At 73.0% G+C, this 23789-nt stretch carries 17 protein-coding genes and 1 pseudogene; 8 read left to right on the forward strand and 10 right to left on the reverse strand.

Features of this window, described 5'->3' with window-relative positions:
• The 3 genes from ACI79Q_RS20235 to ACI79Q_RS20245 form a co-directional block, all read right to left on the reverse strand.
• Nucleotides 1-1884: PKD domain-containing protein (locus ACI79Q_RS20235; RefSeq protein WP_456615255.1), on the reverse strand; the 1884-nt coding region annotated here is incomplete at its 3' end.
• Between the two features lie 199 nt (nucleotides 1885-2083).
• Nucleotides 2084-2836 carry a hypothetical protein gene (locus tag ACI79Q_RS20240; RefSeq protein WP_456615256.1) on the reverse strand — a complete coding sequence of 251 codons (753 nt, stop codon included), beginning with the start codon at nucleotides 2834-2836 and terminating at the stop codon, nucleotides 2084-2086.
• Between the two features lies 1 nt (nucleotide 2837).
• Complete coding sequence (locus ACI79Q_RS20245) at nucleotides 2838-4337, reverse strand: sugar transferase (protein ID WP_456615257.1); 1500 nt, start codon at nucleotides 4335-4337, stop codon at nucleotides 2838-2840.
• 465 nt (nucleotides 4338-4802) lie between these two features.
• Between ACI79Q_RS20245 and ACI79Q_RS20250 the strand changes: the two genes are divergently transcribed.
• Nucleotides 4803-5108 (forward strand): hypothetical protein, encoded by a 306-nt coding sequence (locus tag ACI79Q_RS20250; protein ID WP_456613202.1) that lies wholly within the window; start codon nucleotides 4803-4805, stop codon nucleotides 5106-5108.
• A gap of 22 nt (nucleotides 5109-5130) precedes the next feature.
• Here the strand turns inward: ACI79Q_RS20250 and ACI79Q_RS20255 are convergent, their stop codons facing one another.
• Nucleotides 5131-6312 (reverse strand): glycosyl hydrolase family 28-related protein, encoded by a 1182-nt coding sequence (locus tag ACI79Q_RS20255; protein ID WP_456615258.1) that lies wholly within the window; start codon nucleotides 6310-6312, stop codon nucleotides 5131-5133.
• 119 nt (nucleotides 6313-6431) lie between these two features.
• Here ACI79Q_RS20255 and ACI79Q_RS20260 point away from each other — a divergent pair, with 119 nt between their 5' ends.
• Nucleotides 6432-7235, forward strand: coding sequence for an SGNH/GDSL hydrolase family protein (locus ACI79Q_RS20260; RefSeq protein WP_456613204.1), 804 nt, complete (start codon nucleotides 6432-6434; stop codon nucleotides 7233-7235).
• Here ACI79Q_RS20260 and ACI79Q_RS20265 read toward each other — a convergent pair.
• The gene (locus ACI79Q_RS20265) at nucleotides 7220-8488 is read right to left on the reverse strand and encodes a glycosyltransferase (RefSeq protein ID WP_456613205.1); all 1269 of its coding nucleotides are present in this window, start codon (nucleotides 8486-8488) and stop codon (nucleotides 7220-7222) included. The genes ACI79Q_RS20260 and ACI79Q_RS20265 overlap by 16 nt on opposite strands.
• Nucleotides 8489-8556: 68 nt before the next feature.
• Between ACI79Q_RS20265 and ACI79Q_RS20270 the strand changes: the two genes are divergently transcribed.
• The 6 genes from ACI79Q_RS20270 to ACI79Q_RS20295 all read left to right on the forward strand — a co-directional run bounded on the left by ACI79Q_RS20270 (nucleotide 8557) and on the right by ACI79Q_RS20295 (nucleotide 16472).
• Nucleotides 8557-9132, forward strand: coding sequence for a hypothetical protein (locus tag ACI79Q_RS20270; RefSeq protein WP_456613206.1), 576 nt, complete (start codon nucleotides 8557-8559; stop codon nucleotides 9130-9132).
• A gap of 175 nt (nucleotides 9133-9307) precedes the next feature.
• Nucleotides 9308-10612 (forward strand): polysaccharide biosynthesis tyrosine autokinase, encoded by a 1305-nt coding sequence (locus ACI79Q_RS20275; protein ID WP_456613207.1) that lies wholly within the window; start codon nucleotides 9308-9310, stop codon nucleotides 10610-10612.
• The gene (locus ACI79Q_RS20280) at nucleotides 10606-11556 is read left to right on the forward strand and encodes a glycosyltransferase family 2 protein (protein ID WP_456615259.1); all 951 of its coding nucleotides are present in this window, start codon (nucleotides 10606-10608) and stop codon (nucleotides 11554-11556) included. The genes ACI79Q_RS20275 and ACI79Q_RS20280 overlap by 7 nt, the downstream gene beginning before the upstream one ends.
• A 16-nt stretch (nucleotides 11557-11572) precedes the next feature.
• On the forward strand, nucleotides 11573-12931 hold the full coding sequence (locus ACI79Q_RS20285) for a hypothetical protein (RefSeq protein ID WP_456613209.1): 1359 nt from the start codon (nucleotides 11573-11575) through the stop codon (nucleotides 12929-12931).
• 74 nt (nucleotides 12932-13005) lie between these two features.
• Nucleotides 13006-14937: a hypothetical protein gene (locus ACI79Q_RS20290; RefSeq protein ID WP_456615260.1), complete on the forward strand. Its 1932-nt coding sequence runs from the start codon at nucleotides 13006-13008 to the stop codon at nucleotides 14935-14937.
• Nucleotides 14934-16472 carry a lipopolysaccharide biosynthesis protein gene (locus ACI79Q_RS20295; protein WP_456615261.1) on the forward strand — a complete coding sequence of 513 codons (1539 nt, stop codon included), beginning with the start codon at nucleotides 14934-14936 and terminating at the stop codon, nucleotides 16470-16472. Before ACI79Q_RS20290 ends, ACI79Q_RS20295 begins: the two co-directional genes overlap by 4 nt.
• Here ACI79Q_RS20295 and ACI79Q_RS20300 read toward each other — a convergent pair.
• The 5 genes and pseudogenes from ACI79Q_RS20300 to ACI79Q_RS20320 all read right to left on the reverse strand — a co-directional run bounded on the left by ACI79Q_RS20300 (nucleotide 16460) and on the right by ACI79Q_RS20320 (nucleotide 23640).
• Complete coding sequence (locus ACI79Q_RS20300) at nucleotides 16460-17566, reverse strand: glycosyltransferase family 4 protein (RefSeq protein ID WP_456615262.1); 1107 nt, start codon at nucleotides 17564-17566, stop codon at nucleotides 16460-16462. The two genes, ACI79Q_RS20295 and ACI79Q_RS20300, sit on opposite strands and share 13 nt — an antisense overlap.
• A gap of 154 nt (nucleotides 17567-17720) precedes the next feature.
• Nucleotides 17721-18764, reverse strand: coding sequence for an NrfD/PsrC family molybdoenzyme membrane anchor subunit (nrfD, locus tag ACI79Q_RS20305; protein WP_456615263.1), 1044 nt, complete (start codon nucleotides 18762-18764; stop codon nucleotides 17721-17723).
• A gap of 1 nt (nucleotide 18765) precedes the next feature.
• Complete coding sequence (locus ACI79Q_RS20310) at nucleotides 18766-19827, reverse strand: 4Fe-4S dicluster domain-containing protein (RefSeq protein ID WP_456615264.1); 1062 nt, start codon at nucleotides 19825-19827, stop codon at nucleotides 18766-18768.
• A 112-nt stretch (nucleotides 19828-19939) separates the two neighbouring features.
• A pseudogene (fdh, locus tag ACI79Q_RS20315) lies at nucleotides 19940-23239 on the reverse strand (formate dehydrogenase).
• 140 nt (nucleotides 23240-23379) lie between these two features.
• Nucleotides 23380-23640: a hypothetical protein gene (locus tag ACI79Q_RS20320; protein ID WP_456588305.1), complete on the reverse strand. Its 261-nt coding sequence runs from the start codon at nucleotides 23638-23640 to the stop codon at nucleotides 23380-23382.
• Nucleotides 23641-23789 lie beyond the last annotated feature (149 nt).

A 23789-nucleotide genomic window follows, 5' to 3' on the forward strand; every position in this document is an offset into this window, starting at 1 on the left:
CACCGACGTCACCGCCGCCGTGCTCACCGCCTGCGCCGACGCCCCGGCCACGACCTCCCCACCCACAGGCGGCGGACCCGCCGGCTCGGTCACCGTCACCGTCTGCGACGCCGGCGCACCCGCCCCGGCCCCGTTCGACGCCGTCAACGTCACCACGAACGACCCCGCCGCCACGAACGTGTGCACCGGGTGCTGCTCCGTCGACGTCGACCCGTCCCCGAAATCCCACGCCCACGACGTCGGCGACCCCGTCGAGGTATCCGTGAACGCCACCTCCACCGGCGACTCACCACCGGCCACCGACGACGTGAAGCTGCTCGCCGGCACCCCGACCGGCGCCGCCGGCGTGGTCACCGACACGGCGACGGATTCGGCCGACCTGTTCCCGGCGCCGTCGACGGCGGACACCGTGTAGCTGTACGTGCTCGACGGGGCCACCGTCGTGTCCTCGAAGGATGTCGCGCCGGTCACCGTGGGACCCACGACCGTGCCGTTCCGCGTGACCCGGTAGGAGGTGACCCCGACGTCGTCCGTGGACGCCGTCCAGCTCACCGTCACCTGACCGGAGCTGTTCGCGGTGGCGGTCAGCCCGGAGGGCGTGGACGGTGCCGTGGTGTCCGCCGCGGCACCGTTGAGCGCGAGCTCGGCGTGGTAGTAGCGGTCGGTCTCGTCGTCGTCGCTGGCGAGCACGACCAGCCCCGACGCGGCGGTGACCGGGGCCTTGGCCGTCGTCGCGTTGTTGAGCGACGCGCCGGGCCACGTCAGGAGGGTGGCCCGAGGCGTGAAGGACAGGCTCGCGCCCAGCGGCGCGTGCCGGTAGTAGACGTCGCCTCCACTCTCCGTCGTCATCACGACGTACAGGCGGCGGTTGGTGGCGTCCAGCGCCAGCTGCGGGCGCGTGAGGTTCTCCCCCACGGTGGCCGCCGTCGTCGCCGTCCACGTGCCCGACGAGGACCGGGAGAGCACGCGGATGCTCGGGTCGGACGAGGAGTCACTGGAGGAGTCGCCGCGCGAGGTCTTGATGGCCGCGTACACCCGCCCCTGGTCGTCCTCGACGAGCGCCTTGAGGTTGACGTGGTCGTCCGCGCTCCGGGTACCGCTGAGGGCGGTCTCCATCGTCCACCCGCTGGCGTCCGGGGAGCTGTCCTGGTGCACGGCGAACCGCATGACCTGGGAGCCCTGGTCCGACCACATCACCCCGATCCGGCCACTGAAGGCCACGATCGCGGAGATGTCGTCGGAACTGATGTCGTTGTCCGACACGGGAACCGGGAATGGCGCCGTCCAGGTCGTGTCGTCCGTCGTGGAGTGGGCGACCCACACCTGGTCGTCGTCGGTGTAGGTGACCCACAGCCGCCCGAGGCTGTCCCGGGTGATCGTGACCGACTCGACGGATCCGGTCGCGACCGACTTCGGGAAGCCGGCATCCATCGCGTACGTCTGCGTGCCCGCGTCGTAGCTCAGCCGCGCCGCCTGGATCGTGCCGCTGGTCACCCGGCTCGCGACGAACAGGGTCCCTCCCTGCCACAACGCGTCCCCGGTGCTCGCCGCTCGCCCGTCCACGACCGTGCCGGTGTTCTGCCAGGTGTGATCGGGCAGCAGGCGGTGGATCGTCACGTCGGGATTGCCGTCGGCGCCGTTGCCGCTGGTCCGCATGAGCGCCCACCAGGCACCGTCGTTGAACCACAGCTTGCTCTGCGGCTTGTCCTCCGTGGGCGCCGGGCCGGCGTCGGCGAAGGGCGGCCCCTGGTACATCTGCGGAACGGGTTCGGCTGCGCCCGCCTCACCCGCGCCGAAGGCCTGCACCGATCCCAGGCCGACGACCAGCGCGACCAGCAGCACGAGGACCCGTGCCCGCCGCGAGGACCCGGACACTGACTGCACGCGGTTCTGCTGCATGGGAATCCCCTGGAAGAGGCGGCCGAACGACCGGGTGGCCACGTGACCGGAAGGCCGGATGGGCGGAGCGCAGCCTAGGGAACGCCGGGACCGTCTGACGCCGGCCGATCCTGCCCGGACCGCGCCTCCGGCCCGCCGTCACAGCGCGCCGACCAGCGGCTATCCACAGTGACGCAACGACCCATCAGTCGAAGGCGCCGGAGTGCGCGAGCGCTGCGACCAGGTCGGCGACGTGTTCGTGCACCCGGTCCGCGATCTGGCGCTGCGTCGCGCCCTGGCCCCAGCCTTCGCCGGCCGGGTCGATGTAGGTCACCGACACCTCGGCGCCGTCTGCCGCGGCGCGCACGGCGTCGTGCACCTCGTCGTCGGACGCGGGCGCACCGCCGGGCGCCCACGGGGCCACGACGACGACGACCGCGTCAGGTGCCCGCCGCTCGACCGCCGCGAACGCCTCCTCCGCCCCCTCGCCGACGGCGTCCGCGGACGCCGGGCCGACGTCGGTCTCGTGGAAGACGACCACCTGGGTGGAGTCGACGACCGCTCGCTCGACCAGCTCCGCGAAGGGCGGATCCCCCGCGTACCCCCCGTCGTCCGCGGTTGCGACCGCCAGCTCCAGCGGGGTGCCTGCGGCGGCGAGGGACGACGCGAGCACTGCCGGCCAGCCATCGGCGGCCGGCTGCCCGCCGGCGGAGATCACCGGGTCGTCGCTGACGACGACCGTCGTCACCGGGTGGACCGATCCCGAGGGGGGTGCGGCGGTGGCGCCCCCGGTCGCTGACGGCCCGGCGACGGAGGGCCCGGCGACCGACGACCCGGCCGGGGGATCGGCGGCGGTGCCGGCCCCCTCCGGCTGCGTCCCGGCGGCGCAGGAGGTGCTGACGACGGTCGCGCACCCGATCAGCGCGAGACCGAGCAGCCGGGCCAGCCGGTCTGCCACCTCAGTACGCACCGGAGCCGCGGACGACCGCACCGACCGTCTTCCACAGGATCATGAAGTCGTACGCCAGCGACCAGTTCTCGACGTAGCGGATGTCCATCCGCACCGAGTCGTCCCAGGTGAGATCGGACCGCCCGCTGACCTGCCACAGCCCGGTGATCCCGGGTTTGACGAGGAACCGACGGCGCATGTCGAAGCCGTACTGCTCGACCTCGGACGACAGCGGGGGGCGCGGTCCGACCAGGGACATGTCGCCGGCCAGCACGTTCAGCAGCTGCGGCAGCTCGTCCAGCGAGTAGCGGCGCAGCGACCTCCCCACCCGGGTGACGCGGGGATCGTCCCGCAGCTTGAACAGCACTCCGTTGCCGTCGTCCCGCGCGGCCAGCTGCTGCACCATGCCGTCCGCACCGGCCACCATCGTGCGGAACTTGAGCATCCGGAAGGTGCGCCCGTGGCGGCCGACCCGGTCCTGGCGGTAGAGGACCCCACCCCTGCTGGTGAGGCCGACCAGCAGGGCGATCCCCAGCAGGACCGGCAGCAGCACGATGATCGCGCCCGCCGCCGCGGTGCGGTCGAACGTCTCCTTGGTCAGCCGGCGGACCCCCCGCAGCTCGGGCCGCTCCATGTGCAGGAGCGGCAGCCCGGAGACCGGACGGATCTGCACCCGGCTCCCGACGATCTCGGTCATGGCGGGGGCCAGCAGCAGTTCGGCGCGGGTCTCCTCCAGCCCCCACCCCAGCCGCCGGAGCGCGGGTCCGTCGAGCTCGGGGCACGGCAGGACGGCCACGGTGTCCACTTCGTGCTCCTTGACCACCTCCACGACGTGATCGAGGTCCCCGAGCACCGGCAGGCCCTCGTAGCCGGACGCCGAGCGCTGCCCGCCAGGCATGCAGAACCCGATCACCCGGTAGCCGTGGGTCAGCTCGCGGTTGATCTGCTCGTGCAGCGCCGAGACACCGTTCCGGTGCCCGACGATGATCGCGGTCTGCAGGAAGTGCCCCCGCGCTCGTCGCCGGTGCAGGACTGCACGCTGCGCGTACCGCTGCGCCAGCGTCAGCACGGTGGCCAGGGGCACCGCGATGACCACGAACCCCCGCGCGAGCTCGAGCTGGAACGCCCAGGAGATGGTGCCGACCGCTGCCAGGAGCAGCATGGCGGCGAAGGACACCCGCCGGAACTCCTCGGGCCCCACCCAGAGGAAGCGCTCCTCGTAGCACCGGGTCAGCAGCATGAGAGCCACCCAGAGCAACGGCAGGACCACGACCATGAGCTTCAGCGCGCCCGGGTTGACCAGGACGACACGCTCACCGGAACGGAAGCGCACTTGGTAGCCCACCAGCGCGGCGACGAGCGCACCCAGCGCATCGCCCACGGCGATCCGGCGCACGTATGCGCCCCGCCACGCCCTCCGCGCCTCGGTACCAGCGCCGCGCAGCCACGCGGACCGGATGGCCCCGCGCCGGAATCGCACCGTCGCCTTCGCCTGGCCGACCGTAGTCACGCACGCCCCCTCACGCACAGTCACGCCGAGCGGTGCCCCGCCAGACGGACCGGTCACCTCCGGATGCGTCCCGTCGCCGGGACCGGAGGGGCCTGGCCGGCGAGTCCTCGCCGGACCCGCGCAACATAGCGAACAAGTGACCTCTGGTGGGCCTGCCGGTGACTGGCGAGCAAACTACGGAGAGCTACCTGACGCTGGAGGCCCTCACCGGGACGGCCATCGGCGACCTGGGCCGGTCCCCGGAGCTGCACCGTCTGCTGTCGGCGCTGTACCAGGAATCCGTCGACAGCCCACCGTCACCACAGGAGGCGGTCAACCCCGCCCTGCGGTGCCTGAAGGGGCACCGGGGCCACCCAGTCGCTGCGGTTCCACTTCGACAGCTTCGCGATCACCGCGCTGCTGCCCATCGCCATCCCGACCACCGGGAACCGTGGGGACTTCCTGTACTACCCCAATCGCCGGCCGGTGCGGCGCCGGGCCCTGGCGAACCTGGCCGACAAGGCGCTCTACCAGAATCCCGCGACGGTCCGGCTGGTCGGCTCGCACCGCTTCCGCGCCGTGCGCCCTCCGCAGCGGCTGGAGCTGGCCCCGGGGAACCTCTACGTCTTCTGCGGTTACCGGACGCTGCACGGGAACGACCGCTGCGATCCGGATCAGCTCCGGGCGACCGCGTTGTTCCACTTCGGGGACCCGCACCTGAGCGATCCCCTCGTCCGGCTCCTGCAACGGCGCGTCGAGCGCCGCGCGGCGAGCGAGTCGGCTCCCGCCTGACCGGTGACGAGGTGACCGTCCGCTACTCGTGGACGGTCACGTCGGCACCTCCGTAGGTGTCCACCAGCGTGACGGCGCCGTGCGCATCCACCTCGTTGTCGACGATGCTGATCTCCGTCGGCGCCGGGAAGTCCGCCCCCCCGGGGCCGACGTAGACGCAGCGGAAGCGCTCGTCCCACTCGGTGATCTCGAACCGGTTGCTAGCGATCGTGACGTCGGTCGACGCGTTGATCACCATGACGTAGCTGTACCACTCGTCGGTGTTGCGCTGCTTCCCGGAGAACGTGTTGTCGACGACCTGCACCTCGCTGCTGCGGTCCTCGATGTGCACGAACTCCTTCGCGTAGCCGTCGAAGGTGTTGCCGCGGAGGACCGCACCGTGCACGTTCGCCAGGGAGACCGCGAAGCCGCCGCCACCGGTGAACCGGCTGTTCTGGACGGTCACGGCCGTCATGTCGCCGTTCGGGGCGTTGAAGCTGAGGTCCTCCGCCGAGTTCCCCTCGAACACCGACCGGTCCACCATGACGCCGGTCAGCTCGGTCTCGGCCTGGTTGGTCTGCAGGAAGCCGTACTGCACATCGCGCACCTCGATGTTCTGCAGGAGCACGTTCTCGATCGAACCCCGGTCCGCCACCGTCAGGCCGTGGACGGTGCTGCCCGGGAAGTCGCGGCGGCGACCGTCGATGCGGAGCTGGCGCAGGCTGATGTTCCGCCCCTCCTCGATCCGCACCAGGACCCCGTAGACACCGCCCGCCCGGGTGAGCGTGAGGTCGGAGACCGAGATGTTCGAGCCGTCGGTGCGCAGCAGCTCCCGGTAGCCGTCGTCGTCCGCGTCGAGTTCCAGGAAGGACCGCGAGGCGCCTGCCCCGACCAGGGTCACGTCGTCGCCCAGACGCACGAAGGCGTCCTCGGACGTGGCCACGATCCGGCACCGGCCCGGCGGCACGACGACGACCCCGCCGCCGCTGTCCGCAGCGGCACGCACCGCGTCCTGGAGCGCCGACCGGTCGTCGTGCCGGCCGTCGCACACCGCCCCGAAGTCGCGGATGTCCGTGCCGGGCGGCGCGCCGTCATCGGTACGGGAGGCGACATCCGTCGCCCCGACCGCCGGCCCCGCGTCCTCCCCGTCGACGATCCGCGTGAAGAGCACGACCGAGAGCACCGCGACGGCCACGAGCCCGGCGCAGGCAGCGACGACGGGCAAGGTCGGCCGGCGCCTGCGTTCTGGCGGCGACGGCGACACGCGCGGGACCCTACCGTCGACGGACCGGAACCGGCGGCCGATGAGACCCTTTCCCGCGGGACCTCGCGTACCTTCCCGCCATGGAGCACAGGGCACGCCGGGACGCGTCCGGGGGATCCGGGTCGCCGGGCCGGGTCAGGAGACGCTCGGCGACACGGCTGCGCCGAGCACCGCTGTGGGCGGCGGTCGCGGTCGGCGTCGGGCTCGTCGCGACGGCTGTCCTCGCGCCGCTCGCCTTCGCCGCACGGCCCTCCCCCTCCTTCGTCGCGCCACCGACCGTGGCGCAGGAGGAGCCGGCGGAGCCGCTCTCGGTCGCGTTCCTCGGCGACTCCTACGCCGCCGGGACCGGCACGGACAGCGCCACCAAGGGGTTCGCCCGGGTGTCCGCCCGCATGCTCGGGTGGGCCCCGGCCGACGTCTTCGCGGTGGGCGGGACGGGCTACGCCACCCCCGCGGAGACCAACTACATGTCCCGGGCCAGCGGGGTGATCGCGGTCGCCCCCGACATCGTGGTGGTGAACGGGACCCGCAACGACATGGGTAGCGCGCCGGGCACCGTCGGGGCGGCGGCCCGCTCGCTGTACACGACGCTCAAGGCCGGGCTCCCCGAGGCACATCTCCTCGTCATCGGACCGATCTGGACGTCGGACCTGGTACCGCCGGAGATCCTTGCGCTCAACGAGGCCCTCCGCCAGGCGGCCACGGAGAGCGGCGCGGTGTACTTCGACGCGCTGGCGCCGTCGTCCTGGCTGCCCGGCGACCCGGGTCAGATGTCCTCCGACGGCGTGCACCCCACGGAGGCCGGCCACCAGATCATCGCCCGCGCCTTCGCCGACGCGGTGCGCAGCCAGCAGCCGGACCTGGCCGTCTACGCCGGCGACTGACCGGGGGGCGCCCCGGCGAGCGAGCGGACCCACGCCTCCTGGCGGGCGAGGGACGCCGTGCTCCCCAGGTGGGCCTCCGCGTAGCGGCGCCCGCCCGCGCCGAACCTGGCGGCGTCCGCCTCGTCCGCGGTGATCGCCTCGATCGCGGCCAGGATGACCGCCGGGTCACCGGCCCGCACCGTGATCCCCGCTCCCGATGCGGCCATGAGCGCAGCGGCGCCGCTGCGGGCGTCGGTGGCCGCGACCGTGGGCCGGCCGGCGGCGAAGTACGTGGTGAGCTTGCTCGGCACCGACATCTCCACCACCCCCGGCTTCTCGTGCAGCAGGAGGCAGTCGGCGGCGGCCAGGGCGCGCTCGAACCGACCGTCGGGCAGCGGGTCCAGGAAGGAGATCCGGGACAGCCCCCGCGCGTCCCGCTCGAGTGCCGCACGCTGCGAACCGGTGCCCAGCAGCACCACGCGCACGCTGCTGCCCCGCTGCTCGGCGAGCCGGGCCACGTCGAGCAGGCCACCCAGGCCCTGCTTCACGCCCATGTTGCCGGCGTGCAGCGCGATGACCTCGTCCGCCGCCCAGCCCAGTTCGCGGCGCATCGCGTCGCGGTCGTCCCCGGTCGGCATGGTCACGTGCGCCCAGTTCGGGATGACCTCGATCCGGTCACCGGGTACGCCCGCGGCGGTCAGCCGCGCGCGGAACACCTCGTGGATGACGGCGACACCGCGCACCCGCCGCAGCAGGGCCCCTTCGAGCCGGGCCGTCGCCCGGGTGAGCGCACCGCCGCCCAGGCCGGTCTCCGACAGCGCGGCGCCGTAGAGGTCCTGGACCACCGCCCCGACCCGGTAACCGCGCAGGGGGCGCAGGAGGACCGCGGGTACGAGAGAGAGGAGCGCCGGGGTGACGACGACCACGACGTCCGGACGGCGCCGGAGCAGCTGCACCGCCGCGCGGGCGGCGAAGACCACCTCCATCCAGATCCTCGCCGGGCCGGTCGGGTCCCGTGGCACGGGATGCGAGACGCGCACGATGCGGACGCCGTGCTCCACCTCCACCTGCCGGGCCGTCCGGTAGTCGGGGCGCCTGGCCCATTCCGGGTAGTGCGGGTACCCGGTCACCACCGTCACCTCGAGACCGCTGGCCGCCAGGTGGCGCGCGAGCCCTGTCGTGTACGGAGCGATCCCGGTGGTCTCCGGCGCGTAGTTCAGCCCGAGCACGAGCACGTGCCCAGCGGTGGCGCGGTTGTCCCGACGACGCGGCATCGGCCCATCCTTCTGCTGCGGCACCGGAATGTGCCCATTTTCGAAGGGACACACCGTATCCTCGCGCGGTGCCTCGACCGAGGGTGATCGATCTGGCGAAGGCGCCCGGTGCCGGGGAACGGTGGGACGCGCCGGCCTGGAAGGTGTACGCCTGGGGCGCCGTGGAACTGCTGCTCGTGAGCAATCCGTGGCAGATCAGCACGCGGCTGCGGCGCGCGGCCCTGCGCGCCTTCGGTGCGCAGATCGGTGACGGCGTCATCCTCCGCCCCCGGCTCCGCGTCCGGACTCCCTGGAAGCTCGTCATCGGGAATCGCAGCTGGATCGGTGAGGACGTCTGGCTCCACAACCAGGACCGGCTGACCATCGGCTCCGACGTGGTGGTCTCCCAGGGCACCTTCATCACCACGGGGTCCCACGCACACCGTCGGGACATGGCGCTGATCACCCGGCCGGTCGTCATCGAGGACGGGGCGTGGATCACCGCCCGCTGCATCGTCCTGGGCGGCAGCCACGTCGGGGTGTCCGCGCTCGTGCAGGCCGGCACGGTGGTGGCAGGCGTCGTCCCGGATGCCACGGTGTTCGGCCAGCCGGCGGGAACGGTCGTGGGGCCGCGGTTCCCGCCCACCACCGCGGATGCGACGTGAACGCGGTCCCGCGACCACGGCCTGGGCGCTCCCCCGGATGGGATGCGGCGAGAGGCGCGCACGAGACCCCCTCGCAGGGCCGCTGGTGAATTATGTTCCTCCCCTCCAGGAACGCACTGGCTCACCGCGGCGACGTGGCTACGGGCGCTGTCGCGTGTGACGGACGGGGAACGGCGTGGAACTGAAAGAAGGGCTGGCGGCCTTGCGTGCCGCCTGGTGGCTTCCCGTCCTGGGTCTCGTCGGAGGGGTGGTCGCGGCGCTGCTGCTGACCCTCCTGCAGGTTCCGCAGTACACCTCGCACATGCAGCTCTTCGTCTCCACGCGGGACGCCGGCACGACGGCATCGGCCTTCCAGGGCAGCCAGCTGTCGGAGGGCCGCGTCGAGTCGTACGCAGAGCTCCTGCAGGGCAACGAGGTGGCCGGCCGGGTCGTCGAGCGACTGCGGCTGCCGATGTCGGCCGGCGCACTGAACGACGGCGTCACCGCCTCCGCCGTCCCCGGCACGGTGCTCATCGACGTGTCCGTCACCGACACGTCCGCTCAGCGGGCGCAGGCCATCGCCGCGGCGTTGGCCGAGGAGTTCCGCCGCCTCGTGTCCGACCTGGAGGCGCCCGCCGTGGGCGGCCCGGCGCCGGTGGACGTCACGGTGACGGACGCCCCCACCCTGCCCACCGCTGCGCAGACCCCCCAACCGGTGCGCAACGTGGGGCTCGGTCTGATCGTCGGCACGGTGGCCGGCGCGGGTGCGGCCGTGCTACGCGCGCGTCTGGATTCCACGGTGAGCACCGTGGAGGAGGCCGCCCGGTTGACCGGGAAGCCGGTCATCGGCTCGGTCCCGCACGACCCGGGGCTGCCGACCCGGCACGTCATCGACCCGTTCGGCAGGGGTGCGGTCGCCGAGAGCTATCGCCAGGTGCGCACGACCCTGCAGCGCCTGCACCCGGATGACCCACCGAAGACCATCATGGTCACCAGCGCCGCCGAGGCCGACGGGAGGACCACGACGGCGGTCAACCTGGCGCTGAGCCTCGCCGAGGCCGGACGTCAGGTCGCCCTCGTGGACGCGGACCTGCGGAATCCGGAGGTCGGCAGCCGTCTCCGCATCGGCGCCGGCCCCGGCCTCTCCGACGTCCTGGGCGGCACCGCCGAGCTCGCGGAGATCCTGCAGAGGCACGCCGACCTGCCCCTGACCGTGGTGGTCGCCGGACCGGCGGTGGAGAACCCCGGTGGTCTCCTCGCGTCGGAGAACACGGCCAAGGCGATCGACGAGCTGAGGTGGAAGCACGACGTCGTGATCATCGACGCGTCGGCGCTCCTCCCGGTCGCCGACGCCGGCGCGCTGGCCACGCACGTGGACGGGGTCATCCTGTGCGTCCGGCACGGTCACACCGGCAGGGACGAGCTGGTCGAGAGCCGCGACGCCCTCGACCTCCTCGGCGTCCGGACCATCGGTGTCGTCCTGAACGACGTGCCATGGTGAGGGCCGGCGACGAGCCGCGGTCCGACGACCCGGGGCGGCGGGTGATGATCGGCGTGGCCACGTACCAGCGAGCCCAGGACCTCACCCGGCTGCTCGAGTCGCTGATGCCGGAACTCGACCGCTGCCGGACCGGTGCCGCCCCCTTCGTCACGGACCTCTACGTGATCGACAACGACCCCGCCGGGTCCGCTCGCGCGGTCGTCGAGCCGTTCGGGGCCGCCGTGCGCTACTCCGTCGAACCGACACCGGGCATCGCGGCGGCACGGAACCACACGCTCCGCATCTTCGCCGAGGGCGCGTACGAGTCGCTGATCTTCGTCGACGACGACGAGTTCGTGGCGCCCGGCTGGCTGTCCGCCCTGGTGTCGTACGCCGACTCGACCCCGGCCGACGTCGTCTCGGGCCCCGTCGTGACCCTGCTGCCGCCCGACGCCCCCGGGTGGATCGTCCGCGGCGGCTTCCTCCGGATGCCCGCCCTCCCGTCCGGCACCCGGCACTGGACGGCGGCGACCAACAACACCCTGCTGCGCTACGCCAGCTGGCGGTCGGCCGGGTCGCCCACGTTCGACGAGAGCTTCTCCTCGACCGGCGGGAGCGACACCGAGTTCTTCGGCCGGCTGACCGAGGCCGGGAAGCTGATCGAGTTCTGCGACTCGGCGATCGTCTACGAGGACGCACCGAGCAACCGCCTGACCGCCCGCTGGATCCGGCGGCGCTGGACGCGCATGGGCATCGCCCACGGCCGGATCCTCCGCCGGCGGCACGGCGTCCCTTACCTGCTCGCCTTCGGCGGCGTCCGCATCGCAGCCGGGGCGGGCGGCCTGGCGTGGGGCGTGCTGCGGGGCCGAGGCGTCCAGGCGCGCCCCTTCCAGCGGTTCTTCTACGGCGTCGGTGTGGTCGCGTCCCGCTTCGGGGTGCTGGTGCACGAGTACGGGCGCCGGTGACGGCCGGCGGCGACCGATGAGCGCACCTGCCCGGCGGTGGGCACCGGCACCCGACGCGACGTCGCCGGCGGACGGGCCGACGAGCCCGCCCGGTGACGCCGCGACCGGCGGGTCGGTCGGCCGCCGGTCGGTCCCGGACAACATCATCCGCGTCACCTGGTGGCTCCTGGCGCTGTCCGCCGCCACGTCCCTCGTCCTCGTCGGCGGCGGGGAGGGACTGCAGACGTTCGCCGTCACGAGCGTGGCCAAGCGCGTCGTGCTGCCCATCGCCTACGTCGCCTTCGCGCTCGTCACCCTGGGTACCCGCACCCGAGCGGGGCAGTACCCCGTGTGGTGGGTGGCGCTGGCCGTGCTGCTGGGTGCCACGACCACCATGGAGGTGTTCTTCTCCTCCCGGCCCCTGGACCTCGATGCTCTGACCCAGGGGCTGGCGATGCTCGCGGGCCTGCTGGTGATCGCCCGCGCCGGCCTGCTCGCCCGCGACTGGACCGACGGCCACACCCGGGCCCTGCTGGCGGTGGTCTTCCTCTTCGGCGCGGCCGCAGCGGTGCTGGACCGCAGCTTCAACCCCTTCGCCGCGCTGACCGTGCCCACCGCGCTGGGACTGCTGTACCTGGCCATCCGGGAACGGCACCACCGCGGCCGTCACCTGCTGCTCGCGCTCGCCACCTCCGCTGGGCTCGTCTACTGGGCGTCGGTGGACACCAAGCCGGTGAGCGACGCGACGCTCGGGCAGTTGGCGCTCGGCACCGTCGTCCTCCTCCTCACCGTGCTGCCTCCCGCGCTCCGCCTCGCGGCCGTGTACGCGGCGCCGGTCGTCGTGGGCATGGCCGCGGTCTGGCTGGGGCTGGTCCCGCTGCTGACCGGCACATCGACCGACAGCGAGGAGGTGACGCTCTCCCACCGGAGCTACGAGACGGCGATGGTCCGGGAGGGAGCCGAGGAGTCGCTGGCCGCGCAGCTCATCGGCCTGGGACCGGGTGCGACCGTCGACCTGTCCGGCTCCCCCGACGCGGACACGCTGACCGCCTCGGGGCGGGACCTGGAGCGCGTCGACGACGTCCACCTGCTGACGACCTACCTGCTGCTGAAGTTCGGCGTCGCGGGTCTCGTGTGGCTCGCCTTGTTCCTCGCGTTCTTCCTCCGGATCCTGTCCCGGGAGCTCCGCAGACCCGAGCCCGGGCGGATCATCCTGCTGGTCTTCGCCGCCTGCGGGCTGATCGAGGCCTTCCCCGCGGCCACGTACCTGTTCGCCAACCCCCTCCCCGCTCTCTTCCTGGGCATCCTGTGGGTCACCGGCGGCCGGCCGGTCGACGCGGACAGGCCGTCGCTGGTCCACTCACCCGCGGCCGTGGCCGTGCCCGCCCCGTCGTGAGGGCGCACCTGCCGGGTCCTCCGCCCACCACGACCCGGGCCGCCACGGGCCCGCCCGCACCGGGAGGACGACGAGTGGTCACGGCCGTCACGAAAGCTCGACGAGCGGCGCGAGAACTCCTGCTCGGTTCCGGCGGCCCCGCCCGCCGCTACCTGGCGCCCGGCATCGACCTGGTCTCGTTCTTCCGGCTGCTCGACGAGCAGCAGGTGTCCTACGTCGTCCTCCGCTGGTTCGAGTCGCTGCCGCACGTCGACGAGGGGGAGGACGTCGACATCCTCGTCGCCGACGAGGACCTGGCGTACGTCTCGACCCTCCTGGTGGATCGGCGGCCGCTCCGGGGCAGCCAGAAGTTCGACGTCTACACCGTCAGCGGACTGCCGGGCACGGACTACGAGGGCATCCCGTACTACCCGCCGCGCTTCGCCCGGCGGGTCCTGGCCGGCGCCGTGCGTTCTCCCGGCGGGGTGAAGGTGCCCGGCCCCGAGGTGTACTTCGACTCCCTGGCTTACCACGCCGTCTACCACAAGGGCTGGACCTCGGGCCTGCCCGACGGCGTGCGGTCCGAGCGGCCCCGGCAGACGACCGACCACGACTACGAGGCGGTGCTGGCCGGTCTCGCGGCCGAGCTCGGCATCGCCGTCCTCCCCACGCTGGACGCCCTGGACCTGTACCTGCACGGGAAGGGCCTGCGCCCGCCGCTGGACACGCTGGAACGGCTGGTGCCGACCAACCCGTGGCTCCTCGATCGGTTCTTCGGCGACCACGCGGAGGTCGACGAGCTGTGGCGGGGGCTCGCCGTCTTCGTGCTGCGGGAGCGGGCGGCAGGGAGCGTCGCCCAGGCGTGCCGGGAGCTGGACCGGCAGGGCTTCGAGGTGCTCGACGTGGTGCAGCTCGACGCGGCGCAGCGGGAAGCGGCCGCGCACCGGCTGCGCGGGGGCAACTGGGAGCAGGGACCGTGGCCGGTCAGCGGCGGAGCGCCGTCCGTGTACCTGGTCGCCTACGACGTGGCACCCCGGCTGGTGCGACCGGCCGGTGGCGGGCGGGAGGTCAACGTGCGCATCCCCGCCGCCAAGGAACGGTTGCGCGACCGGCTGCTGCGCGACGTCCCGCGAGAGGCGCGGTACAACCCGGTGCACTCCTCCGACAACGGCGGCCAGGCGCTGGACTACCTGGAGGCACTGGGCGATCCGGGCTTCGAGGCGGAGGTGCGCGGGCTCTCCCAGCGGCTGGTCGACGGGTGCGCCTTCCCGTACCCGGTCCTGCGGATGCTCTCGGGCGAGGCGCGCCGGGCGCAGGTGGCGATCGTGGACCACCCCGTGCACGGGGCCAGCGTGTGCAAGGTCTTCCGGCCGGGCGCCGTGCGCTTCTTCGAGCGGGAGCTGCGCGCGCGCACCGAACTGTGCGACATCCCCGGGATGCCGGAGCTGCTCGAGGCCGGCGAGCGGTGGTTCGTGACGCCGCTCTACACCGACGACCGCAGTCACGTCCTCCGCCGGCTGCCGACCTCGGGGGACGTGCAACTGCGACTCCCGGCCGCGCGTGCGCTGGCCCGTCTGGCACGGGACCTGCACGAACGCGGCCTGTTCCTGCTTGACCTGTCCACCCAGAACCTGCTGTCCGACCCGCGGGCCGGCCTGCGGGTGGTCGACCTGGAGTTCCTGCAGGAGTACGCCGGCCCGGTCCCCCCGCTGCTGGACTCGTACACCTTCCGCGGGGCACCCGACGCCGGCGGCGCCTACGACACCCCGATCCGCGAGTGGCTGCTCGGACCGGTCGGGAACGCGGCGTTCCACCCGGCGGTGACCGGGTTGCCCGTCGCGGCGCTGCTGGCCGCCCCGACCCCGGCGATCCGGCTCCGGGCGGCGACCGTGCAGCTGGTCTGGTACGTGCGCCTGCACGGTGCGGCCCTGCCGCGCAGGGCCGCCAAGCGGCTGCTCGCCTCGCCCGCCGGGCGCTACCTCCGCGCGGCGCGGCGGGTCGTCCGCCGGCTGGCGCGCGGTCGGTGACGAGCCGCCGGAGGGCCCCGGCGCCGGACGGAGCCGCGCCCGAGGCGAACTCGCTGACGCGGACGACGGCGCGCGGCTTCGTGTGGTCCTTCGGGGGCGCCGTGTCGCAGGCGCTGCTGTCGGTCGCCACCATGGTGCTGCTCGCCCGGTTGCTGACCCCCGCGGAGTTCGGTGCCGCGGCAGCGGCGGCGCTCGTCGTCGGGCTCGCCACGCTGGTGAGCCAGCTGGGTGTGGGCCCGGCCGTCGTGCAGCGCGCGACCCTGCGGACCGAGCAGGAGACGGCGGCCTGGTGCTTCTCCCTGGCCCTCGGGACCTGCCTCGGCGGGCTCCTGTTCGTGCTGACCCCGTGGATCAACGGCCTGGTCGGCCTCCCGCGGGAGAACGATCTGCTGCACCTGCTCGCGGTCGCGCTGCCGCTCGCCGGGCTCGCCGCCGTGCCGACGGGGCTGCTGCAGCGCCGCCTGCAGTTCCGGGCCATGTCGGTCGTCGACGCCCTCGCGGCCGGGCCGGGCGCCATGGGCGTGAGCGTCCTGCTCGCCGCCCTGGGTTTCGGGGCGTGGTCGATCGTGTGGGGAGCCGTGGCCAGCGCCGCGATCACCGCCGTCGGGTACACCGTGGTGGCCCGCCCCGCCCTGCGTCCGCTCGGCATCCGGGCGATGGGCCGGGAGGTCCGCCCCCTGCTGACGTTCGGGAGCGGCTACTCGCTCTCGCAGCTCGGCAACTGGACGGCGCTCAACGCCGACAACCTGATCACCGCCAACGTCCTGGGCACGTACGCGCTCGGCATCTACGGGCGGGCCTACCAGCTGCTCGCCCAGCCGGCCAACCTGATCGGGGGCGCCGTCGACAAGGTCCTGTTCCCCGCCATGTCGAAGGTGCAGCACGACGGGGACCGGCTCAGGACGGCGTTCCTGCGGGCCAGCTCACTGGTCGCGCTGGTGGGCGTGCCGGGCAGCGCGATCCTGTTCGTGCTCGCGCCCGAGGTGGTCGCGGTCCTGCTCGGGGACGGCTGGTCGGCCGTCGTGCTGCCGCTCCAGGTGTTCGCGCTCGTCCTGGTGCCGCGGGCCTCGTACAAGATCAGCGGCTCGCTGACCCGGGCCACCGGCGCCGTCTACCGAGCCGCGTGGCGGCAGTGGCTGTACGCCGCAGAAGTCGTCGCCGGCTGCCTGATCGGCTCGCGGTGGGGAATCGACGGGGTGGCGATCGGGGCGTCGGTGGCCATCCTGGCGCACTTCCTGGTCATGCTGCACTTCTCCGGCCGGGTGGCCGAGGGGCTGGTCGGCATGGTGATCCGCCTGTACGCGCTGAAGTACCTGCCCCTGGCCGTGGTGGTGTTCGGCGCGGTGTACGCGGTCGCCGCGCTCACCCGTTCCTGGGACCTCGTGCTCGGGACGTTGCTCCTGGCAGGCGGCGCCGGCGGGCTCGTGACCGCAGCCGCCGTGGTCGTGCTGCGGCGGGCTTTCACCGCAGAGCTCGAGGTCATCGGGCACGTCCTGCGTCGTCGCGGTGGCCGAGCCGTCGATCAGCGGGTGTAGACCTCGAGCAGGGTGCCGGCCTGACGCGACGGGGACAGGTGGTCGGCGATGAAGCGGCGGCCACCCCGGGCCAGGTCGTCCCGGAGGTCGGCGGACCCGAGCACCTCGTGGACGGCGGCGGCGAGCGCCGCGGCGTCCCGGTCGGGGACCACCACGGCGGCACCCGCAGCGGCCAGGCGGTCGGCCAGGGCGCTCGAGGCGGTGACGACGCAGGGCACCCCCATGGCCAGCGCCGCGACGAGGACGTTGCCCCAGGGTTCCTCCTCCGAGCAGAGGACGAACACGCCGGTGCGTGCCACCCGTGCGGCGACTGCCGCACCGGGGACGGAACCCGCGTACTCCAGGGTGTCGATCGCCTCGATGTCGGGACGGAGGCGGTGGAGCATGCCCCCGTCCGGGCCCAGCAGCACGTACCGCTCGGGCCAGCCGGCCTCGCTGGCGGTTCGTGCCGCGGCCGCGAAGTCCTCCGGTCGCTTGCGGGGGTGCAACCGGGCGACGAAGAGCGCTTCGAGCCGGTGCCCGGGCGGCCGCTCCTGCGCGGCCGCCCGCGGGTCGACGGGGTTGCCGAGCACCGTCACCCTGTCCGCGTCGACGCGGTACCGGGTGACCAGTTCCCCCGCCTCGCGGTCGGTGAGCGCGATCAGCCGATGGGCCCGGCGCAGCAGGAGGCCGACCGGCGCGTCCGCCGGCCCGGCACCGGCCGAGGTCGTCGTGAGCATGCCGTGGGGTTGCAGGACCAGCCGCCGGCCGCGGAGGAGCGCCGCCACGGCCGCGGCGCCCGGAACCAGGTCGCGTGCCATGGCCACGTGCACGACATCGGCGTCCGCGCACTGCCGCCATGCCTCTCGGAGAGCCGCCCAGGAGAACAGCGAGGAAAAGGGCCACCGTCGGGTGAGGGGCCGGACGCGTACCGGCACGGCGGTCAGGCCCGGGGTCGCCTCCAGCACCGGCTCGTCACCCGGCTCGGTACCGAACAGCAGCCGAACGGAGTGCCCGCACGAGGCCATGATCTGCGCCTGGTGCAGGGCTGTCTCGAACGGGCCACCGAAGCGTCCGGTGGCGCTGCCGAGCGTGACCACGGACAGTATCCGCACGGCATCCTCCAGCCCCGGTGGTCTCGTCGAGGTACCCGCTGCACGGCCTCGCGCCGGGTCCTCCGGCCGCTCCGGGTGAGCCAGGGCATCGTAGACGCGCGCACAGGCCGGTGCCGGCTCCGCGGCCGGACCGGAGCAGCCGGGCGGGTACCCGTTACCGGGTGATCGTCGAGGCGTGCTCCTGCTGCCGGGCGGCGAGCCGCTCCTTCTGCGGGATCACGACGTACTTCGGGTCCTTGGTGCTGGCGATGCCCGCCTCGAAGACGCCGAACCGGGTGAGCAGCGAGCCGGCCGCCAGCAGCGTCCCGGACGCGACCGCGCCCCACCGCTTCCGCCCGGCCACCGCCGTCAGCCCGGCACCCACCGCGGTGCACGCCTGCGCTGCGCGCATCAGCTTCCCGGGCCGCCCCTCGTGGAACGGCTCGCTGAGGATGCCGTGGTCGTTCTCGACCTTGTGCATCGCGGCGAGCTCGATCGCCGCCCCGGCCATCGCCATCTTCCGCGCCGGCGCCGCCTCCTCCACCGGCGTGAACACCATCGTGATGCCCCCACCGGCGGCCATCGCCGAGCCGCCGAAGACGAACGGCAGCTGGGTGTGCGCCGCGTGCCACGAGGGCACCGCGGTGTTGGCCAGCAGCACGCCGGTGTAGGTCGCCAGCGGGCCACCGAACACCGCGGCCACCGCACCGCCGAAGCGCTTGAGCCGCGGGAACCAGCCCAGCAGCTCCACCGCCGCCGTCGCGCCGGCCGCCGCGCTGAACGGCGCCAGGATGTAGGTGCCCACCGACAGCGGCGACGTCGGCTTGAACACCCGCAGCATGTGCAGGAACCGCTCCGGCCGCCCCAGGTCGTGGATGAGGAAGACCACCGACAGGATCGAGCCACCGCCGGCCGTGTATCGCGACACCCGGGTCAGCGCCGGGCGGTCGGTGACGTCGGCCAGCGCGCCGAGGATTGCCGACGAGCCGGCCGCCCCACCCAGGAACAGGTAGAGCGGCACGTCCGGCGTCTTCCACACCGGCGTCTTCACGATCTGCCGGCCGTAGTACGAGGTGAACTCGACGTCGTCGACCATCGCGACCTCGCCGCGACCCCGGCCCCCGCCGCGCTTGCGGCGCTTCTTGCCCGTCCGCTGCACCGCCGGGCCCTGGTCGGCCTGCCGCCACCCCGAGCCCGGGCTGGTGATACCGCCGGTCATGTCACCTCCGCCGCGAGCCGAGGATCGCCGTGACGGCGACCCCGACCATCATCGCCGCGGCCTTGCCGGCCGCCTTCCACATCGCCGGCAGGTCACGGGTGGTGACCACCGGGTCCGGCGGCAGTCCGTAGACCTCCGGCTCGTCGAGCAGCAGGAAGAAGGCCCCGTCGCCGCCGACGCCGTCGTTCTCGTCGCGGCCGTAGAGCCGGGCGGTCTCCACGCCCTGCGCCTTGAGCGTCGCCAGCCGCGCGTCCGCGCGGGCCTGCAGCTCGTCGAGGTCACCGAACTGGATCGACTGCGTCGGGCACGCCGTGGCACACGCCGGCTGCAGCCCGTCGGTGAGCCGGTCGTAGCACATCGTGCACTTGAAGACCCGGCCGTCGTCCTTGCGCTGGTCGATCACGCCGTAGGGGCAGGCCGCCACGCAGTAGCCGCAGCCGTTGCAGATGTCACCCTGCACCACCACGGTGCCGAACTCCGTGCGGAACAGCGCCCCCGTCGGGCAGACGTCGAGGCACCCGGCGTGCGTGCAGTGCTTGCAGACGTCGGAGCTCATCAGCCAACGGATCTGCTTGTCCGCGCCGGTCTGGCCGGTCTGCGGGTCGAACTCGCTCAACGCCTCGGCGTTGAGCACGCTCTGCTGGGCGTTCGCCAGGCTCACGTCGTCCCCGGCGACCGCCGGCGACGGTCCGCTGCCCTGCCGGTCGTCGCCCGGCCGGCCGAACGTGGGCATCGGCAGGTCGACGGCGCGGCTCTGCTCGATGAACGCCACGTGCCGCCAGGAGTTCGCGCCCAGCTGCCCGGTGTTGTCGTAGGACATGCCGGACAGGCCCAGGGCATCGCGGACGCCGTGGGAGTCGTCCATCGGGAGCGTGTTCCACTCCTTGCACGCCACCTCGCAGGCCTTGCAGCCGATGCAGACCGAGGTGTCGGTGAAGAAGCCCACCCGCTTGGGGTGCTCCTCCTCGTAGCCGGCCTCGGCCGTGACGTCGGGCAGCGGGCCGAACAGCCGGTTCTCCGGGTCGCGGCCGGTGAAGGCCGGGCTGGCCGAGCTGATCGTCATCGCACTCCCTCCCGCACGTCGTCCTGCCTCACCATGGCGGGTCCTGGCTCACGACCGGCGCTGAGCCAGGACCCGGAACGATCAGCTGACCTGATCATCGCGATCCCGCCGGTCACTGCGTGGATCCTTCGCCGGCCTCGGCGGCCACCGGGTCGCGGCCGTTGAGCCCCACCCGGCCCGACTCCACCCCGGCCCGCCGGCGGTAGCTCTCCACGAAGTCGAGCAGCTCCGGGCCGCGCGGGCGTCGTCCCGGCACGATGTCGGCGGTGCTGACCTTGTCCTCCTGGATGTGTGTGTTGGCGTCGAGCACGATGCCGAGCAGGTCGTTGGCCGAATCCCCGGTGGAGATGCCGCTGTAGGACCAGTGGTACGGCATGCCGATCTGGTGCACGACCGTGCCGTTGCGCAGCTTGATGGGCCGCATCCGCTCGGTGACCAGCACCTTCGCCTCGATCGCCGTCCGGGCGCTGACCAGCGTCGCGTACTCGCCGTTGGCCAGTCCGCGCAGCCGGGCCAGCTCCGGGCTCACCTCGACGAAGAACTCCGGCTGCAGCTCCGCCAGGTAGGGGAGCGTGCGGCTCATCGCGCCCGCGGTGTGGTGCTCGGTGAGCCGGTAGGTGGTCACCTGGAACGGGAAGACGTCGCTGCGCGACGGGTTCTCCCGGTTCCACGGACCCGGGATCCGCTCGATCGTCGGGTTCGCCTGCACCTCGTACAGCGCGTTCCCGACGACCGACTCCGCCGGCTCGTAGTGCGTCGGCAGCGGCCCGTCCACCAGGCCGGCCGGCGCGTAGAGCCAGCCCTTCCCGTCGCCCTGCATGACGAACGGGTCGTCGCCGCGCAGCGCGTCCTGCGCCCGAGCGTCGTCGGGCGGCACGTAGTCGGGGCGCTTGTTCTTCTCGAAGTCGGGGACGTCGAGACCGGTCCACTCGCCGGCCGCCTCGTCCCACCACACGTATTTCTTGCGCTCGCTCCACGGCTTGCCGTCGGGATCGGCCGAGGCACGGTTGTAGAGGACACGGCGGTTGAGCGGCCAGGCCCAGCCCCACTCGGGGGCCGCGGGGCCCTGCTCGGCCGCCGGCCTGCGCCGACGGGCCTGGTTGACGCCGTCGGCGTAGACGCCGCAGTAGATCCAGCAGCCGCCGGTCGTCGAGCCGTCGTCCTTCATCTGCATGTAGGAGTTCAGCAGCTGACCGTCGGGGCCGAAGCCGTTGATCTCGCGCAGCACCGCGTCGGCGTCCGGCTCGAGCCGCTCGCCGTGCACCGGATAGCCCCAGGTCAGGTCAAGCAGCGGGCGGTCGCGCGGGTCGGTGGAGTCCTTCAGCCGCTCGCGGAGGATGCGGCCGAGGTGGAAGTAGAACCACAGGTCGCTGCGCGCGTCGTCCGGCGGCTCGACCGCCTTGTCCCGCCACTGCAGCATCCGCTGGGTCTGCGTGAAGGTGCCTTCCTTCTCCACGTGCGTCGCCGCGGGCATGAAGAAGACCTCGGTGCCGATCGAATCGGGGGACAGCTCCCCCGTCTCGATCTCCGGCGCCTGCTGCCAGAAGGTCGCCGACTCGATCAACTGCAGGTCGCGGACGACCAGCCAGTCGAGGTTGGCCAGGCCGAACCGGTTCATCCGGCCGTTGGGGTGCCCGACCACGGGGTTCTCCCCGACCAGGAAGTAGCCGGAGACCTTGCCCTCGATCATGTCGGCGATCGTGCGGTAGGAGCTGTGGTCGCCGTTGATCCTGGGCAGGTAGTCGAAGCAGAAGTCGTTCTCCGCCGTCGCCGCGTCGCCCCACCACGCCTTGAGCAGGCTGGTCATGTAGGCGCGCTTGTTGCCCCAGAAGCCCGCCTTGCCGGCGGCGTCGGCGACGTAGTCGTCGAGGTCGTCGTGCTGCAGCGCGTGGGGCATCGGGAGGTAGCCCGGCAGGATGTTGTACAGCGTCGGGATGTCGGTCGAGCCCTGGATGCTGGCGTGCCCGCGCAGCGCCATGATCCCGCCGCCGGGGCGGCCGATGTTGCCCAGCAGGAGCTGCAGGATCGAGCAGGTGCGGATGTACTGCGCGCCGACGCTGTGCTGCGTCCAGCCCACCGAGTACACCCACGCCGTCGTCCGGTCGCGGCCGCTGTTCTCGGTGACCCACCGCGCGACCTGCTCGAAGACCTCCGGCTCGATGCCGCAGACCTCGGACACCATCTCGGGGGTGTAGCGGGCGTAGTGCCGCTTGAGGATCTGGAACACCGAGCGCGGGTGCTGCAACGTCTCGTCGCGCTTGGGCTTGCCCGGGATCGGCGGCCCGCCGCTGCCGGCCGCCTGCGCGCGGTCGGCCCTCGTGACCGACGGGTCGTCGTCGGTCCGGTCCTGCTCCGCGGCCTCGGCCGGGTCGTCGGCACCCGACTGCGCCGGCTCCTCGAGCTCGTACTGCCAGCTGGTCTCGTCGTAGGTGCTCGTCTCCGGGTCGAAGCCGGAGAACAGGCCGCCGAGGTCCTCCGCGTCGACGAACTCCTCGCCGATGAGCGCGGCGGCGTTCGTGTAGGCGGTGACGTACTCCTTGAAGTACAGCTCGTTGTCGAGCACGTACCTGATCAGGCCGCCGAGGAAGGCGATGTCGCTGCCCATCCGCAGCGGCACGTGCAGGTCGGCTATCGCACTGGTCCTGGTGAACCGCGGGTCGATGTGCACGATCTTCGCGCCGCGCGCCTTGGCCTCGGCCACCCACTGGAAGCCCACCGGGTGGCACTCGGCCATGTTGGAGCCCTCGATGACGATGCAGTCGGCGTTCGCGAGGTCCTGCTGGGTGTTCGTGGCGCCACCACGACCGAACGAGGCACCCAGACCGGGCACCGTGGAGGAGTGCTATATGCGCGCCTGGTTCTCGATCTGGATGGCGCCGAGGGCGCTGTAGAGCTTCTTCATGAGGTAGTTCTCCTCGTTGTCGAGGGTCGCCCCTCCGAGGCTCGCTATCCCCATGGTGCGGTTGACGCGCTTCCCGCCGTCCTCGTCCTGCCAGCCCTTGCGGCGTGCCTCCAGGACGCGGTCGGCGATCATCTCCATCGCCGTGTCGAGGTCGAGGTCCTCCCACTCCGTCCCGAACGGACGGCGGTACTTGACCGTGGTGACCCGGGTCGGGCTGGTGACCAGCTGCTTGCTCGCGCTGCCCTTGGGGCACAGCCGCCCGCGGTTGACCGGCGAGTCGGGGTTGCCCTCGATCTGGACGATCTGCTCGTCCTTCACGTACACGTTCTGCGCGCAGCCGACGGCGCAGTACGGGCAGACGCTCTTCACGACGCGGTCAGCGGTGGCGGTGCGCGACACGGTGGCCTCGGTGGCCTTGCTGCGCGCGGCCTTGCCACGGCCCAGCGGGTCGGAGCCGGTGAGCTGGCGGTACACCGGCCAGCTGTCGAGCCAGGTCTTCACCTGCGTCACTCTGCCATCCGGCGTCCCGCGCGGCGCGCCGACAGGCCCGCGCACCGGATCGGGACCGTCCGCAACGGGCGGTTGCGGACAGCCGCGCGGGCGGGGACCGGGCCCCCCGTGGGCCCGGTACCCGCCGCGCGGTCGCCGGGTCAGCGCGCGGCGCCGTCGCGCTGCGTCGCGGTGAAGGTGAAGGTGAAGGTGCTGGACTGCCGGCGCAGCTCGTCACCGGCCGTCGACGGGAACGAGACCGTGGTCAGCAGGTGGTCCACCCCACCCGGCCGCAGGCTCGCGGCGCCGGCGAGCGCCTCGTCCATGACGATCGGGCCGGCGTAGAAGTCGGTCACGGCGCCGCCGCACGACCAGCCCCCGCCCGCCTTCGTCCACGGCGTGGCGCAGGACTGCACGCTCATCTGCAGGCCGTCGATCCGGTCGGGGGGGGGGGGGGGGGGGGCCCGCGCCCCCCCCCCCCCCCCCCCCCCCCCCCCCCCCCCCCCCCCCCCCCCCCCCCCCCCCCCCCCCCCCCCCCCCCCCCCCCCCCCCCCCCCCCCCCCCCCCCCCC

The sequence above is a fragment of the Blastococcus sp. SYSU DS0828 genome (genome assembly GCF_054050975.1).

Bases quoted from the DNA above. Each gene is read 5' to 3' on its own strand.
- ACI79Q_RS20285 (WP_456613209.1), top strand. From the start codon at position 11,573: ATGAGCGCACCTGCCCGGCGGTGGGCACCGGCACCCGACGCGACGTCG.
- nrfD (WP_456615263.1), bottom strand. From the start codon at position 18,764: ATGACCGGCGGTATCACCAGCCCGGGCTCGGGGTGGCGGCAGGCCGAC.
- ACI79Q_RS20280 (WP_456615259.1), top strand. From the start codon at position 10,606: ATGGTGAGGGCCGGCGACGAGCCGCGGTCCGACGACCCGGGGCGGCGG.
- ACI79Q_RS20260 (WP_456613204.1), top strand. From the start codon at position 6,432: ATGGAGCACAGGGCACGCCGGGACGCGTCCGGGGGATCCGGGTCGCCG.
- ACI79Q_RS20310 (WP_456615264.1), bottom strand. From the start codon at position 19,827: ATGACGATCAGCTCGGCCAGCCCGGCCTTCACCGGCCGCGACCCGGAG.
- ACI79Q_RS20320 (WP_456588305.1), bottom strand. From the start codon at position 23,640: ATGAGCGTGCAGTCCTGCGCCACGCCGTGGACGAAGGCGGGCGGGGGC.
- ACI79Q_RS20265 (WP_456613205.1), bottom strand. From the start codon at position 8,488: ATGCCGCGTCGTCGGGACAACCGCGCCACCGCTGGGCACGTGCTCGTG.